Consider the following 14,505-nt stretch of genomic DNA (forward strand, 5'->3'; position numbering starts at 1 on the left):
ACGAACGGCTCGCACTACTGGCCATGCACCCACCGGGACCGAGAGGTCACAACCCTACTCGTGAGGGCTGCAGAAAGGATGGTCCTCTAATGAGCGCTACCTCCCCGACGACCACGGCCTCAACAGCCGGGTGAACGTCACCCTCCTGCGGGCGGCGTCCACGCGGGAGGGACCCCGGTCGCAGGCCGCCCGACTGGTGGCCGAACTGCTGCGCCGCAGCACGGAGTTCGCGTCCCTGTGGAACCAGCAGGAGGTCGGCCTGCGCTGGAGCGACGCCAAACGGTTCGTCCATCCGCAGGTCGGGCGCATCGACCTGTTCTGCCAGAACCTGCTGGACCCCGACCAGTCCCAGTCCCTGCTCATCTTCACCGCGACACCCGGCACCGAGAGCCACGAGAAGCTGGCCCTGTTGAACGTCGTCGGCACGGACACCTTCCCCGTCGGCTGACGGCTGAGGGCGGCCTGACCCCTCCCCCGAATACTGGGGGTCAGACCGCCGGTTCGGTGTGTGGCTCAGGCCGGCTGGGCGTCCGGTACCGCCATGAGCCAGGGCAGGGCTCCGCGGTCGCTCGCGCCGAGCCGGGCGTACGCGCTGTACAGGTGGTTGCCCACGGTGCGGATGGACAGGGTGAGCTGTTCCGCGATCTGCCGGTTGCTGAGGCCCGCGGCCGCCAGGGTGACGATCTGCCGCTGGCGGGCGGTGAGTTCGCCGAGGACCAGGCCGGACAGGGCCGGGGTGCGGGCGCCCTGGCAGCGCCGGGCGAGGGCGACGGCACGGGTGCGTGAGGTGCGGGCGGCGCGCGGGTCGCGGTGCGCCCGTACCGCCTGGGCATGTGCCTCGGCGGCGAAGAGCAGGAAGCCGCGCTGCTCCAACTCCACGGCGGCCCGGTCCAGTTCGGGACCGTCACCGCGGGCGAGCGCTTCGGCGTGCAGGGCGAGGACACCACCGGCGGGCAGCCGGTCGACGACCGCCTCCGGGGCGCCGAGACGAACGGCCTCGTACAGATCGTACGAATCTCCCGCTCCGATCGTCTCGAGCGCCCCGTCGACGTCCCCCCCGGACACCGCCGACCACACGGCCGCGCCGCCCCCGAGCGGTCCCCCGGCGGCCGTGTGAGCGATGCCCGTCTCCCCCGACTGGGCGGCGGCCAGGGCGAGTTCGGTACGGCAGGGCAGGCTTCCCCCGTCGCCCCGCAGTCCCTCCCTCGCCCAGGCCGCCGCCTCGCGCAGCTCCCCCCGGAGCCGCGCATACCGGGCGCGCACGGCGGCGTACCCCGTCGGCACCGCCGCGCCCTCTTCGACCAGCCACTCCCCCACCGGCGTGGCCGTGGTCCTGACGTCCGCCCGCTCGATCGCCCTCGTCAGCTCGGCCGCCTCGGCGTCGAGGGCCGGCCGCCACTGCTCCGGGCGCCGGGCCAGTCGCCGCGCCCGCAGCCGGCCGGCCGCGGCGCGCAGCACCGGGCCGTACAGGGGGTGCGCGAGGCGGACGGTGGTGGGGCCTGCGGGAGCTTCCGGATGGTCGTCGATGTGAACGAGGCCGTCGGCCTCCAGTTGTTCGAGAACCTGGAGGTCGAAGTCGTCCATGTCCTGCTCCAACGGCTCCCCGAAAGCGAGGCGTTGGAGGGTCTCGCGCTCGTCCGCGCGCGGGCGGGCGAGCACTCGCGCGGCACGGTCGCGGACGGTGGTCGTGATCGGCAGCGGGCCGCGCCAGGACCAACTGTCCGTGTCCGCCTGCCGGTTGAGCAGCCCGCGTTCGCGCACCGCGTCCACCAGGTCGCGCAGCAGGCGCAGATCACCCCCGCACAGGCGGAGCAGTCGGTTGAGGGTGAGCGGCTCCAGGTCCGCGCCGACGCCGGCCGCGAGGAGCTGTTCGGTGTCCTCGCGGGGCAGCGGCTCCAGGGCGAGGCGCGGCAGCAGCTCACCGGTCCACAGGCGGGAGATCGCGCTGGCCACCGAGGCGTCGTCGGCCGCGACGACGACCAGGCGGGTGCGTCCGTGCACGGCGAGCTGGTGCACGAGGGCGGCCGAGGCCTCGTCGAGCAGGTGGGCGTCGTCGACCAGCAACAGCCGTATGCCGGACAGTAGTTGGACTGCCCGGTGCAGGGAGACCGTCTCGGGCAGGAGGTGCGCGAACGCGGCGAAGGAGAGGTGACGGGTCTCCGGTGTGCCGGCCGCCCGGGCCCGGTCACTGCCCCGCAGCGCCTCGGTGACCAGCCGGGTCCTGCCCGAGCCCGCGGGGCCGGTGACCACGATGCCGTGGTGGCCCACGGTCAGGGACCGGCGGATCAGCTCGAGCTCGTCCTCTCGTCCGGTGAACTGCCAGGGCAGTTCAAGGGTCTTCGCGTCGCGTTCGAAGGTCGTCACGGGAGTATGAGCGCGAGTACTCAGTCCTGATACAGGGCGACTTGAGTAGACCCCGACTCAGGCGCCTGTGACCTGGCCGGGGCAGGCTGTGCGCATGACCGGACGCTACTGCTCTCTCGCGCAGCAGTCGGCCCCCGCCTTCGCGGCAGGGCTGACCGCCGAGAGGCGCAGTGCGCTCATCTCGGGCAACCGGATGTGGGTAAACGGCACGGTCCTGCACTACTGCTTCTTCGACGGCGACAGCGACGCCTCCGTCATCCCCGTCCCGGGCACCGGGGCGGTGCGGCGGGTGTCGTGGGTCGGCGCCAAGGAGCAGCGGGACGTGGTGCGCGAGTGCTTCCAGGAGTGGCGGGATCTCGGGCTCGGCGTGTCCTTCGTCGAGGTCGCGGACCGCACGGAGGCCGAGGTGCGCATCGGGTTCCAGCTCGGCGACGGCTCGTGGTCGACGGTGGGCCGGGACGCGCTGCAGGTCGGCGTGAACGACCGCACGATGAACTTCGGCTGGGACCTGACCGCGCCCGGGGAGCGCGGAACGGCCCTGCACGAGATCGGGCACGCGCTCGGGATGCTGCACGAGCACCAGAGCCCGTTCGCCGGGATCCACTGGGACGACGAGGCCGTCTACACCGATCTGGCGGGCTCGCCCAACTTCTGGAGCCGGGACAAGACGTTCTTCAACATCCTGCGCAAGCTGGACCCGGACGAGGTCAACGGCTCCGTCTGGGACCCGCAGTCGATCATGGAGTACCCGTTCTCGGGCGGGCTGATCCTGGAGCCGGAGCAGTTCCGGGCGGGCCTGAATCCGCCGGGTTCGCTGTCGCCGGCCGACAAGGAGTTCGTGCTGCGCTGGTACCCGCCGGCCGATCCGCCGCAGCCGCCCGCGCTGGTGCCCTTCCGCTCCGCGCCGCTCGGTCTGGGACCGGGCGAGCAGGCGGACTTCGTGATCGATCCGCCGGAGACCCGCGAGTACACCGTGGGCACCTTCGGCGACAGTGACACCGTCGTCGTGGTCTTCGAGGAGCGGGACGAGGAGCCCCGCTACCTGGCCGGCCGGGACGACGGCGGAACACCGCACAACGCCACCATCAGGGCCCGTCTCGTCAAGGGCCGCCGCTACTACGTCCGTGTGCGTCTGTACTCGGCTTGGGGACCGGGACAGACAGCGGTCATGTGCTGGTAACAGCACAGCACCGCGACACTCGGGCGTGCTGGACCACCTGTCCGGCGCCGGGGGAGCGGTCGGGCAACGGTCACCTTCGGGGGAGGGAGACCGTTGCCCGGCCTCGCCACATGTCCCCCTGAACAACCTCCTCAACCACCCAACTCCACTGGCCGCGCAGGGTCCTTCGACCATTCCTCCAGGGAACCGTCGTAGAGCGACACGTCCGTGCGGCCGAGCAGGGTGAGTGCCAGGGCCGCGCCCGCCGCCGCGATGCCGCCACCGCAGTAGAGGACGACGGGTGACTCGGCGGTGTCGAGCACCGCGTCGACCTTGGCGGCGAGTTCGGCGGGCGGGAGAACCCGGGCGTCAGCGCCGAGGAGTTCGCGGCCGGGGAGGCTGCGGCTGGCGGGGATGTGTCCGCGGCGGCTGTAGCGGGTCGGCACCGAGCCGTCGTAGCCGCCGGTGGGCAGGGCGCAGACCAGGGTGCCGGGGCGTTCGCCGCGGCTGATCGCGGCCACCTCGTCGATGCCGGTCCACAGGCCGGGGCGCGGGTCTGGGGTGACGGGCCCGACGTCCGGCACCGGCGGTGTGTCGTCGCCGGTCGCGAGCGGACGGCCCGCCGCCTCCCAGGCCGCCAGGCCGCCGTCCAACACCGCCACCGGTACGGAGATCGCGCGGAGCATCCACCACAGCCGGGCCGCCCAGATCCCCCCGCCCGTGTCGTACGTCACGACCGCGCTCCCCCGCCCCACGCCGAGCCGGGCCAGCGCTGCGGCGAGGGCGTCGGGCGCGGGCACGGCGAAGTGGTACGACGCGTCGTGGTCGGAGAAGTCCCCGGTCAGGTCGGCGTGGCGTGAGCCGGGGAGGTGGCGCTCCGCCCAGCCCTCTCGTCCGCTCACGTACCGGTAGTCGCCGTCGTGGCGCGGTGAGGGCAGCAGGCAGGTGGCGTCGACGACGACCAGCCGCGGGTCGTCGAGTCGGTCGGCCAGCCAGGCGTCGTCGACCAGGGGGCCGGGCAGCAGGGAGGTCATGGCGGCCGATGCTACGCCCGTGCGGCCACCCCTGTGAGCTGGGCGTCTTACGTCTCGGGCAGCGGCGTCCCACATTCCGGACCGCGCTTGCACAGGATCCGGGACCTGCGGTTATGGTTTCGGCCATCTACGCGGGAGCCCCTACCCGGTTGGGCTGAGAGGGCGTCTGGGATCGGCTCGTCGAGCACGATCCCCATGGGGACGCCGACCGCACCTGTCGCGCCTTTGGCGCCCCGCGTAGGAGTTCACGTGTACGCAGCAGTCGAGTCGATGCCTCCGGCGGTCAACGCCCCGGTGCGCCGCTCCTGTTGTCGTCCGGGATCTCGTCGCCACGGATCTTGCTGTCCCGGATCCCGCTGACACCTCCGCGCCTCCCTCACCTTCCACCGCGCCCTCTCGCGCCGCCTTCGGAGTACCCCCATGCCGCACATCCGGGTCATGCTCGACTATTTCCACCCGTGGCCGAATTCCGCCGGTCTGTACGTCTCCCGTGCCCGCGACTGGTACGCCGAGGCCGGTCTGGACGTGGAGCTGGTGGTGCAGGATCCGGGACGCGGCGACACCTTGGAGTACCTGGCGCGGGGCGAGGTCGACTTCGGGATCTTCCCGCCGAACCGGCTGCTGGCCCGCCGGGCAGAGCACGCGCAGCCGCTGATCGCGGTGGCGGCCGTGAACCACCGCGGCCTGGAGGCGGTGCAGACCACGACCTCCACCGGCATCACCCGCCCCCGCGACCTCGCGGGCCGCCGGCTCGCCTACAACCCGACCCCGCGCGGCCGGGCCATGGTCCGGCATCTGGTCGCGGCCGACGGCGGCGACCCGGACGCCGTCATCACCGTCGACGCGGGCGCCCGCGAGCTGACCGTGGACGACATCGAGGCGGGCGAGGCCGACGCCACCTTCGGCAACTACTGGTCCTGGGACGCCCTGCGCGGCGACCTGCCCGAGGAGCGGCGCCTGACCTGGCCGGTCGACGAGATAGGCGCACCGCGCTACCACAGCTATCTGCTGGGCACGAGCGAACGGCTGCTCACCGAACGGCCTTCCCTGGTACGGGACTTCCTCGCCGTCACGGCCCGCGGCTACGCGTCCGCCGCCCGGCGACCCGAGCAGACCCTGGAGTTGCTGGAGCGCGTCATCCCCTACTTCCCGCGCCCGCTGATCGCCCGTTCGCTCGCACTGATCGCCCCCACCTGGACGGACCAGGACGGCCGTTGGGGCGTGATCGACCCGCACCGCATGGGCCCCTACGCGCACTGGCTCGCGGAGAACGGCGCCCTCGCGCACGACCGGGACTGGGACCGGTCCTTCACCAACGGCCTGCTGGACGTGGCCGCGTGAGCGTCAGGACCTGCCAGGCGGGGACGCTGACCCGGCGTCTCGCCGTCGACTTCATGCGGGTGGGCAGCGCGCTGTGTCGGGCTCTACCGCCCCGCCACGCCCGACTCACCTCCGTATGAAGGACCCTGCCATGCACCGCCGTACGGATCTGGTGTTCGCGGCGGTGGGGGTGACGGCGGCGCTGAGCATCGCGCTGTTCGGGGCCACGTACCTCTTGCAGCGGCTGGTGCTGCCGTGGGAGCGGTCACTCAAGGAGGCGAAGTCGTGAGCAGTGTGCGCATCGCGGGTGCAGGCAAGTCCTTCGGCCCGCTGGAGGTGCTGAGGGACCTCGAACTCGCCGTGGAACCCGGCGAGTTCGCCGCCGTGATCGGCCCGAGCGGCAGCGGCAAGAGCACGCTGTTCAACCTGGTCTCCGGGCTCGACCGGCCCACGTCCGGGGAGGTGCTGGTGGAGGGCGAGCCGGCCGGCGTGCGGTCCGGCAAGGTCGCCTACATGCCGCAGAAGGACCTGCTCTTCCCGTGGCGCACGGTGCTGGACAACACGGCGCTGGGGCTGGAGGCGCAAGGGGTGCGGAAGAAGGAGGCGCGGGCGCGGGCCGACGCGCTCTTCGCCGACTTCGGGCTCGACGGCTTCCAGAAGGCGTACCCCGCCCAGCTCAGCGGCGGTATGCGGCAGCGGGCGGCGCTGCTGCGCACGGTCGTGTGGGGCGGCCGGTCCTCCTGCTGGACGAGCCGTTCGGCGCGCTCGACTCGCTCACCCGGACCGAGATGCAGCTGTGGCTGTCCGACATGTGGCAGCGCCACCGCTGGACGGTCGTCCTGGTCACCCACGACATCCGGGAGGCGGTCCTGCTCGCGGACACCGTGCACGTCCTGTCCCCGCGCCCCGCCACGGTCGTCGAGCGCGTAGAGGTGCCGCTCCCCCGCCCACGCGGCGCGGACGACTTCACGGCACCCGAGTTCGCGGCGACCGAGCGCCGGATCCTGGACGCCCTGCGGGGCACAACGGCGGTGACGACAGCGTGAGTTCACATCTGGCGCACGGCCTGGGCACCGAGCCGGTCCGCCCCGACTGGGCGCCGCTGACGGACGCGGAGGTCACCGATGTCGTCGGCCCGGCGCGGGTGGTGTGGCGCAGCCCGCGCCCCCTGTCGGCGGCGGCCGTCGTGGAACGGGACGGGCGCCGCCTGTTCGTGAAACGGCACCACGTCTGCGTACGCACGCTCGACGGGCTCGCGGAGGAGCACGCGTTCCTCGGCCATCTGCGAGAGCGGGGTGTGCCGGTGGTCGAGGTGCTGGACACGGTGGCGCGCGGTGAGTGGACCTACGAGGTGCACTCGGCCGGAGTCGGTATCGATCTGTATCGGGACGCGCTGTCCTGGTCGCCGTTCCGGTCCGCCGCGCACGCGCGTGCGGCCGGCGAGGCGTTGGCCCGACTCCACCTCTCGGCGGCGGGCTTCGACGCACCTCGCCGTCAAGTGCAGCCGCTCGTCGCGTCGTTCACGGTGTTCGCGGCCGACGACCCGACGGCGGCACTGGACCGGTATGTGTCCGAGCGTCCCCAACTTGCCGTCGCGCTAAGGGACTTCCCCTGGCGCGAGGACACGCGCCGCGCCCTGCTCCCCCTCTACGAACGCCTGTCTCCCCACCTCACGGGACTCACCCCGCTCTGGACCCACAACGACTGGCACGCCTCCAACCTCCTCTGGGACGAGGCCGGTCGGGTCTCCACCGTCCTGGACTTCGGCATGAGCGACCGCACGACCGCCGTGCACGACCTGGCCACGGCGATCGAACGCAACACCGTCCAGTGGCTGCGGCCCGACCGCCCGGTCCGCGAGGCCGACGCCGTCGCCCTCCTCGACGGCTACCAGTCCGTACGGCCGCTCACTCCCGCCGAGTCGGCAGCACTGCCGGAGCTACTGCCGCTCGTGCACGCCGAGTTCGCCCTCTCCGAGCTGGGCTACTTCCACGGCGTCACCCGGTCCGCGGAGAACTCCCGTCTGGCGTACGACTATTACGTCGGCCACGCGGAGTGGTTCGCCGGTGCGGATGGCCGGCGGCTTCTCGACGTCGTCGCCTCCGCCGTCCGCCCCGCAGTTCAACGGGGCCTGCCGATATAGGACAGGAACCGACCTACTCCGCTCCTATCGTTCCCGACGACAGCCAGTACGAGTGGAGGGACCGCGATATGTCCGAGCAGGCCGGCGTCACGCCGCAGGGATACACCACCGTTGCGCCCTGGGTCGTCACCGACGACACCGGGTCCTTCCTCGACTTCGTCGCCGAGGCCTTCGGGGGTGTGGAGCTCGCGCGGGTCGCGACCGAGGACGGGCTGATCGGACACGGTGAGATCCGCGTCGGCGACACCGTGGTGCTGGCCTTCGACCGGCGTGCGAACTGGCCGGTCATGCCCAGCCTGCTGCGCGTGTTCGTCACCGACGCGGACGAGGCGTTCTCCGGGGCCGTCGCAGCCGGCGGCAGCGTGGTGACGCCTGTGGCCGACGATGCCTTCGGGACGCGCGGCGGGCGGGTCAAGGACCCCTTCGGCAACATCTGGTGGGTGGTCAGCCTTGTCGAGGACGTGTCCGAGGACGAGATGTGGAAGCGGCTGCGGGACCCGGGCTACGCCGAGATCATGCGCGTGGCCCAGGAGACGCTGGACGCCGAGCTCAGCGGTCGGCGCGACGGGCGCAGCAGCGCGCCCGTCGGGCCGACCGGCTGACTCGCTGGTCCACTAGTCCACAGACCGTTAGTCCACAGACCGTGCCTTGCGGCTCAACGCCGGCGCCACTCCTCCGCCAGCAGCTCGTACGACCGCACCCGGTCCGCGTGGTCGTGGGTGATCGTCGTGATGAGCAACTCGTCGGCGCCGGTGGCCTCTTGGAGCTGTTCCAGTTGGTCGGCCACCCGGCCGGGCGAGCCGACGAACTGGGTGTCGAGGCGGTCCTGGACCAGTTCGCGGTCCTCCTCCGTCCACGCGTGCGTGCGGGCTTCCTCCGAAGTCGGGAACTCGATGGCGCCCTCGGCGGAACGGATGCTGCGGACCCAGAGGCCGTAGCCGGTGGCGAGTTCGCGGGCGGTGGCGTCGTCCTCGGCGACGACGACGTCCGCGGAGACGCTGATGTGGGGTTTGTCGAGGTGGTCGGAGGGCTGGAAGTGGGCGCGGTAGCCGTCCACCGCCTCCAGGACCGTGGCGGGGCTGACGTGGTAGTTCGCGGCGAAGCGCAGGCCCCGGGCGCCCGCGACCTCGGCGCTCTGGCCGCCGCTGCTGCCCAGGATCCACAGCTCCACGTCGGCACCCTCGCCCGGCACGACGTGCGCCTCGACGCCCTCCGGGGAACGGTAGGTGCCGGCCAGCAGGGCGAGGATGTCGTCGATCTGCTCGGCGTAGTCCTGGGATTCGGCGCCCGGCAGCAGGAGCAGCTTGCGTTGCAGGGCGATGCGGGGTGAGCCGAGGAGTCGTTCGAAGGAGAAGCGGGGCGGGATGAGCAGGCCGTTGGGGGCGCGCCCGTCGACTACGGGCGTGACCGTCGGGCCGGTGGGCCGCTCCCCCGGCGGACGGCCGCCCGAGCGGCCCAGGCCCAGGTCGAAGCGGCCCGGGTGCAGCGCGTCGATCAGCCCGAACTCCTCCACCGTCGACAGCGCGGTGCGGTGCCCGAGTTGTACGGCGCCGGAGCCGAGACGGATCGTGGAGGTGGCTGCGGCGGTCAGGGCCAGGACCACCGCCGGGGAGGTGCCCGCGACGCCGGGGTTGAGGTGGTGCTCGGCGAACCAGTAGCGGGCGTAGCCGAGGCGTTCGGCGTGCCCGGCCAGGTCGATGGAGTTGCGCAGGGCGTCGGCGGCGGTCGAACCGGATGAGATCGGGACCAGGTCGAGGACGCCGAGGGGGATGTCAGACACGGGCCGGCTCCTCGCTGCTGGCCGGCCGCGTCGGGAGGACCGGGCCCCAGTCGAACGGCGGGTCGGGGATGTCCTTGCGCAGGACCGGGGCGACCGCCGACTGGAAGAGTTCGAGCGAGTCCCGGTGCCGGGCGTCGGACAGACCGCTCGCGTCCGCGTGCAGGTGGACCACCGTGTGCCCGAACTGCTCGTGATAGCGGTGCACTTTGTCGATGACCTGCTGCGGGCTGCCGATCAGGGCCGAACTGCGCTCGACGTAGTCCTCCAGGGTCTCGAAGACCACGGGCAGGCCCGCCTGCCTGAAGAAGGCCAGGTTGGACTCGAAGATCGGCCGGTACGCGGCCAACGCCTCCTGCGAGGTGGGCGCGACATGGACGCCCGCCGTGCCGGCGCCGATCGCGATGTCCGCCGGATCGTGGCCGTAGTGCTCCCAGCGCTCGCGGTAGTGGCGGATCAACTCGGCATACGGCTCAATGGGGTTGGTGACGTTCGCCGAGAACAGTGGGTCGCCGTAGCGGGCGGCGAGGTCCACCGACTCCTTGCTGGTCGCGCTGCCGTGCCAGACCCGGACCGGCCGCTGGTACGGCCGCGGCCACACCTCGGCGTCCTGGAGCGGCGGGCGGAAGCGGGTCGCCGCCGTCACCCTGTCCTGCCGCCAGATCTGCCGGAACACCTCGTAGCTCTCGGCGTTGCGGTCCCACTGGTCCTCGGGCGTGACCTGGAACAGGTCTCGCTGGGCGGCGCCGTTGCCCTTGCCGATGATCAGGTCCAGGCGGCCGTTGGAGAGGTGGTCGAGGGTCGCGTAGTCCTCGTAGGCCCGGACCGGATCCAGCAGGCTGAGGGTCGTGACTGCTGTGAACAGGCGGATCCGCTTGGTCAGTGCGGCCACATGGCTGAGTACGACGGTCGGGGACGACGAGATGAACGGGCGCTCGTGCCGCTCCCCCACCCCGAAGCCGTCGAAGCCCAACTCCTCGGCGAGCAGCGCGTTGTCGAGTACCTCGCGGAACCGCTCATGCGTTGGTTTCAGCACCCCGGTGACCGGGTCGGGGCGGTGCACGATCAGCGTGATCGCGAGGAACTTCACGAGGCCACCCGCTCGCCCGCCGCCTCGTCCGGGTGGGCGAGACCGAGCTGGTGACGGAGGGTCGGACCCTCGTACTCCGTGCGGAACACGCCCTGTTCCTGGAGGAGCGGGACGACCTTGTCGGCGAAGATGTCGAGGCCGCTCGGGGTGATGTGCGGGACGAGGATGAAGCCGTCGCTGGCGTCGGTCTGCACGTACTCGTTGATGGTCCTGGCGACCGTCTCCGGGGAGCCGATGAAGTTCTGCCGGTTGCCGGTCTCGATGACGAGGTCGCGGATGGACCAGTTGTTGGCGGCGGCCAGCTCGCGCCACTCACGGGCGGTGGCCAGCGGGTCCCGGTACATCCGTACCTGGGCACGGCCCTTGGAGATGTGGTTGTCGCCGAGGTCGGGATCGATGTCGGGCAGCGGACCTTCCGGGTCGTACGAGGACAGGTCCCGGTTCCAGACGAACTCCAGGTGCTTGATGGCGGTGGCGCCGCTGACCTGCTGGCGGCGCACCTCCTTCGCCAGTACCTCCGCCTCGGCGTCGGTGTCGGCGAGGACGAAGCTCGCGGCGGGCAGGATCAGCAACTCGTCATGGCGGCGGCCGTACTTGGCGAGACGGTTCTTGACGTCGGTGTAGAAGGCCCGGCCCTCCTTCAGCTGGGCGTACCGGCTGAAGATGGCGTCGGCGGAGGAGGCGGCGAACTCGCGGCCCTCGTCGGAGTCGCCGGCCTGGAAGATGACCGGGCGGCCCTGCGGGGAGCGCGGGACGTTGAACTGGCCCTGGATGTCGAAGTGTTGCCCGCTGTGCACGAAGGCGCCGGCCTTCGCGTCCCGCAGGAAGGTGCCGCTCGCCTGGTCGGCGACGATCTCGTCACCGTGCCACGAGTCGAAGAGTTCGTTCGTCGTGGCGAGGAACTCCTTGGCGCGGGAGTACCGCTCGTCCTGCGGCAAAAAGCCGCCGCGCCGGAAGTTCTCGCCGGTGAAGGCGTCCCAGGAGGTGACGACGTTCCACGCGGACCGGCCGCCGGAGAGGTGGTCGAGGCTGGCGAACTGGCGGGCCACCTCGTAGGGCTCGTTGAAGGTGGAGTTGATGGTGCCGGTGAGGCCCAGGTGCTCGGTGACGGCGGCGAGCGCGGCCAGCACGGTGAACGTGTCGGGGCGGCCGACGACGTCCAAGTCGTAGATCTTGCCGCCCTGTTCGCGCAGGCGGAGCCCTTCGGCGAGGAACAGGAAGTCGAACTTGGCGCGTTCGGCTGTCTGCGCGAAGTGGACGAAGGAGCTGAACTCGATGTGGCTGCCGGCCTTGGGGTCGCTCCACACGGTGGTGTTGTTGACGCCCGGGAAGTGCGCGGCCAGGTGGATCTGCTTCAGCGGCTTGCTCATGGGTGCGGTCGGTCCTTCCGGCTCAGGCGGCGGCATAGCGGTTGGCGGGGCGGGCGAGGCCCAGCAGGCCGCGCAGGGTGTCGGCCTCGTAGGCGGTGCGGAAGGCGCCGCGGCGCTGGAGTTCGGGGACCAGGCCGCCGGTGATGGCGGGCAGGTCGTGGCCGAGTACGGCGGGGCGCAGCCGGAAGCCGGTCAGGCCCTCGGCCGCCAACTCCTGGAGCAGGTCGGCGAGTTGAGCGGGCGTACCGGCGAAGATGCGTGCGTCGCTCTCGTACGGCTCGCCCGCGAGGGCGTCCAGGCGTGCGCGTCGGTCCTCCGCGGCGGCCTGGACGTCGTCGAGGAAGACCACCAAGTCGCCGAAGACGTGGACCAGTTCGTCGGCGCGTCCGGCCGCCTCCTGTTCGGCCCGGATCTCCGCGACGATCGCGCGGGCCTCATCGGCGTCGTGCGGAGTGACGTAGCCGATGTCGGCCTGGCGGGCCACCAGCCGGTAGGGGACGGTCTGGTGCGCGAGGGAGGTGACGAGCGGCTGGCCCTGCGGCGGGCGCGGGGTGATGGAGGGGCCCTTGACGCTGAAGTGCGCGCCCTCGAAGTCGATGTAGTGCAGCTTGTCGCGGTCGACGAAGCGGCCGGTGGCGACATCCCGGATCTCCGCGTCGTCCTCCCAGCTGTCCCAGAGCCGGCGCACGACCTCGACGTAGTCGGCGGCCTCGTCGAAGAGGTCGGCGACCCGCTCCTGTCCTGCCGGGGTCCGCAGCTCCTCCAGGCTCAGCGGCGGGAGGGTGCGGCGGCCGAAGTGGTCGGCCTCGTGCGGGCGGGCGCTGATCTGCACGCGCAGGCCCGCGCGGCCTGTGCTCACGTAGTCGAGGGTGGCGATCGCCTTGGAGAGGTGGAACGGCTCCGTGTGCGTGGCGATCACGGTCGGCACCAGGCCGATGTGCCGGGTCAGGGGCGCGATGCGGGACGCGGTCAGTACGGCGTCCAGGCGGCCGCGGACCTGGTCGGTGCGGCCGTCCAGCTCTCCGTAGTGCGAGGACTGCAGGCCGAGGCCGTCCTCGAAGGTGACGAAGTCGAGCAGGCCGCGCTCGGCCTCGGCGACCAGGTCGGCCCAGTAGCCGGCGGTGAACAGGTCCCGGGGGCGGGCCACCTGCTCGCGCCAGGAGGCGGGGTGCCAGCCGGTGCCGTCGAGGGCCACGGCCAGATGCAGGTGGGAAGGGGAGGTCGATGACACGAGTGGGTGCCTTCCTGGAGGTCCGTACGAGATCGCCGGCCCATGGATACGGGCGCACGGCGGCTGGGGCAACGGGGTCAGGGGCGACAGAGCGCGCCGGCCACGCGCAGCAGATCGATGTGCTGCCGCGTGGTGAGACACACGTGAACGATGGACGCGCCACACATGTGCTCCACCTCCACGAAATCCGACTTCATAGGGGGCAACCGCACGGCTATGCCGTTTCTTCCGGATCGGCGGCGGCAGTCGGCCCGGTGAACCGTACGAGCGAGAAGACCGTACGGGCGCGCAGCGTGAAGCCGATCGATTCGTACAGCCGAATCGCGTTGGTGTTGCCTGCCGCGGCATGCAGGAAGGGCTGCTCGCCGCGTTCCTTGATGCCGGCGGCGACCGCGCGGACCAGGCGGGTGGCCAGGCCCCGGCCGCGGTGGGCGGGGTCGGTGCACACGGCGCTGATCTCGGTCCAGCCCGGCGGGTGGAGGCGTTCGCCCGCCAGGGCGACCAGCCGGCCCTCGTGGCGAATGCCCAGGTAGGTGCCCAGTTCGACGGTGCGGGGCAGGTAGGGGCCGGGTTCGGTGCGGGCGACCAGGTCGAGGATCTCGGGTACGTCGTCGGGGCCGAGGCGTACGGCCTCGGGGTCGGGTTCGGCCCACAGCCCCGTGTCGACGAGCTGGACGCCCTGGCCGGAGCGGACGATCTCCCAGCCGTCCCGGGCCTCGCCCACACCGCGTACCGCGGCGGTGCCGCCGGGGCCGACGAGAGTGGCCAGGTCGGCCCAGGCGCGCGGGTCGTCGTTGTCGGTGAGGGCGTGGAAGCCGGCCACGTCGGCGGGGTAGCGGGCGGCGCGGCCCACGCGCTCGGCGAAGCGGGCGTGCGGGCCGGTGAGCGCCGCCCAGGCCGGGTTGTCCAGGACGTGGGACGTGGTGGTTTCGAGAGTGAAGGTGGAAGACATCGGGTGACGGCTCCGGTACTGATCGCACGGGTCGGGGACCCCGCCGGGACGCGGCGGGGTCCTCT

Annotated in this window: 14 protein-coding genes; 7 read left to right on the plus strand and 7 right to left on the minus strand. The window is 71.9% G+C overall.

Annotated features, from left to right (window positions below):
* Positions 1 to 67: 67 nt before the first annotated feature.
* The gene (locus M2283_RS00005; RefSeq protein ID WP_348538892.1) at positions 68 to 448 is read left to right on the plus strand and encodes a hypothetical protein; all 381 of its coding nucleotides are present in this window, start codon (positions 68 to 70) and stop codon (positions 446 to 448) included.
* A 65-nt stretch (positions 449 to 513) separates the two neighbouring features.
* Here the strand turns inward: M2283_RS00005 and M2283_RS00010 are convergent, their stop codons facing one another.
* Positions 514 to 2,364, minus strand: a complete 1,851-nt coding sequence (locus tag M2283_RS00010; RefSeq protein WP_280873791.1) for a LuxR family transcriptional regulator AbsR2 — start codon at positions 2,362 to 2,364, stop codon at positions 514 to 516.
* A 94-nt stretch (positions 2,365 to 2,458) separates the two neighbouring features.
* Between M2283_RS00010 and absR1 the strand changes: the two genes are divergently transcribed.
* Positions 2,459 to 3,544 carry a beta-glucuronidase AbsR1 gene (gene absR1, locus M2283_RS00015; RefSeq protein WP_280873792.1) on the plus strand — a complete coding sequence of 362 codons (1,086 nt, stop codon included), beginning with the start codon at positions 2,459 to 2,461 and terminating at the stop codon, positions 3,542 to 3,544.
* A gap of 131 nt (positions 3,545 to 3,675) precedes the next feature.
* Here the strand turns inward: absR1 and M2283_RS00020 are convergent, their stop codons facing one another.
* A complete protein-coding gene (locus M2283_RS00020) occupies positions 3,676 to 4,557 on the minus strand; it encodes a sulfurtransferase (RefSeq protein WP_280873793.1) in 882 nt (293 codons plus the stop codon).
* A gap of 420 nt (positions 4,558 to 4,977) precedes the next feature.
* On the opposite strand from M2283_RS00020, the gene M2283_RS00025 reads away from it, so the two are divergent.
* The 5 genes from M2283_RS00025 (at position 4,978) to M2283_RS00045 (ending at position 8,622) form a co-directional block, all read left to right on the plus strand.
* Positions 4,978 to 5,898 carry an ABC transporter substrate-binding protein gene (locus M2283_RS00025; protein ID WP_280873794.1) on the plus strand — a complete coding sequence of 307 codons (921 nt, stop codon included), beginning with the start codon at positions 4,978 to 4,980 and terminating at the stop codon, positions 5,896 to 5,898.
* A gap of 130 nt (positions 5,899 to 6,028) precedes the next feature.
* Entirely contained in the window at positions 6,029 to 6,166 is a 138-nt protein-coding gene (locus M2283_RS00030) for a hypothetical protein (protein WP_280873795.1), read from the plus strand.
* Complete coding sequence (locus M2283_RS00035) at positions 6,163 to 6,807, plus strand: ABC transporter ATP-binding protein (RefSeq protein ID WP_280873796.1); 645 nt, start codon at positions 6,163 to 6,165, stop codon at positions 6,805 to 6,807. Before M2283_RS00030 ends, M2283_RS00035 begins: the two co-directional genes overlap by 4 nt.
* Positions 6,808 to 6,919: 112 nt before the next feature.
* Complete coding sequence (locus M2283_RS00040) at positions 6,920 to 8,020, plus strand: phosphotransferase enzyme family protein (protein WP_280873797.1); 1,101 nt, start codon at positions 6,920 to 6,922, stop codon at positions 8,018 to 8,020.
* Positions 8,021 to 8,088: 68 nt separating this feature from the next.
* Complete coding sequence (locus tag M2283_RS00045) at positions 8,089 to 8,622, plus strand: VOC family protein (RefSeq protein ID WP_280873798.1); 534 nt, start codon at positions 8,089 to 8,091, stop codon at positions 8,620 to 8,622.
* Between the two features lie 53 nt (positions 8,623 to 8,675).
* Here M2283_RS00045 and M2283_RS00050 read toward each other — a convergent pair whose 3' ends face one another.
* The 5 genes from M2283_RS00050 to M2283_RS00070 form a co-directional block, all read right to left on the minus strand.
* The gene (locus M2283_RS00050; protein WP_280873799.1) at positions 8,676 to 9,800 is read right to left on the minus strand and encodes an LLM class flavin-dependent oxidoreductase; all 1,125 of its coding nucleotides are present in this window, start codon (positions 9,798 to 9,800) and stop codon (positions 8,676 to 8,678) included.
* Positions 9,793 to 10,887, minus strand: coding sequence for an LLM class flavin-dependent oxidoreductase (locus M2283_RS00055; protein ID WP_280873800.1), 1,095 nt, complete (start codon positions 10,885 to 10,887; stop codon positions 9,793 to 9,795). Before M2283_RS00055 ends, M2283_RS00050 begins: the two co-directional genes overlap by 8 nt.
* Complete coding sequence (locus M2283_RS00060) at positions 10,884 to 12,257, minus strand: NtaA/DmoA family FMN-dependent monooxygenase (RefSeq protein ID WP_280873801.1); 1,374 nt, start codon at positions 12,255 to 12,257, stop codon at positions 10,884 to 10,886. Before M2283_RS00060 ends, M2283_RS00055 begins: the two co-directional genes overlap by 4 nt.
* Positions 12,258 to 12,279: 22 nt before the next feature.
* Positions 12,280 to 13,488, minus strand: coding sequence for an LLM class flavin-dependent oxidoreductase (locus M2283_RS00065; protein ID WP_280873802.1), 1,209 nt, complete (start codon positions 13,486 to 13,488; stop codon positions 12,280 to 12,282).
* A gap of 214 nt (positions 13,489 to 13,702) precedes the next feature.
* Positions 13,703 to 14,440 carry a GNAT family N-acetyltransferase gene (locus tag M2283_RS00070; RefSeq protein ID WP_280873803.1) on the minus strand — a complete coding sequence of 246 codons (738 nt, stop codon included), beginning with the start codon at positions 14,438 to 14,440 and terminating at the stop codon, positions 13,703 to 13,705.
* Positions 14,441 to 14,505: the final 65 nt, after the last annotated feature.

The sequence above is a fragment of the Streptomyces pseudovenezuelae genome (assembly GCF_029892565.1).
Taxonomy (GTDB): Bacteria; Actinomycetota; Actinomycetes; order Streptomycetales; family Streptomycetaceae; genus Streptomyces; species Streptomyces pseudovenezuelae_A.

Bases quoted from the DNA above. Each gene is read 5' to 3' on its own strand.
- M2283_RS00060 (WP_280873801.1), bottom strand. From the start codon at position 12,257: ATGAGCAAGCCGCTGAAGCAGATCCACCTGGCCGCGCACTTCCCGGGC.
- absR1 (WP_280873792.1), top strand. From the start codon at position 2,459: ATGACCGGACGCTACTGCTCTCTCGCGCAGCAGTCGGCCCCCGCCTTC.
- M2283_RS00030 (WP_280873795.1), top strand. From the start codon at position 6,029: ATGCACCGCCGTACGGATCTGGTGTTCGCGGCGGTGGGGGTGACGGCG.
- M2283_RS00045 (WP_280873798.1), top strand. From the start codon at position 8,089: ATGTCCGAGCAGGCCGGCGTCACGCCGCAGGGATACACCACCGTTGCG.
- M2283_RS00025 (WP_280873794.1), top strand. From the start codon at position 4,978: ATGCCGCACATCCGGGTCATGCTCGACTATTTCCACCCGTGGCCGAAT.
- M2283_RS00070 (WP_280873803.1), bottom strand. From the start codon at position 14,440: ATGTCTTCCACCTTCACTCTCGAAACCACCACGTCCCACGTCCTGGAC.
- M2283_RS00020 (WP_280873793.1), bottom strand. From the start codon at position 4,557: ATGACCTCCCTGCTGCCCGGCCCCCTGGTCGACGACGCCTGGCTGGCC.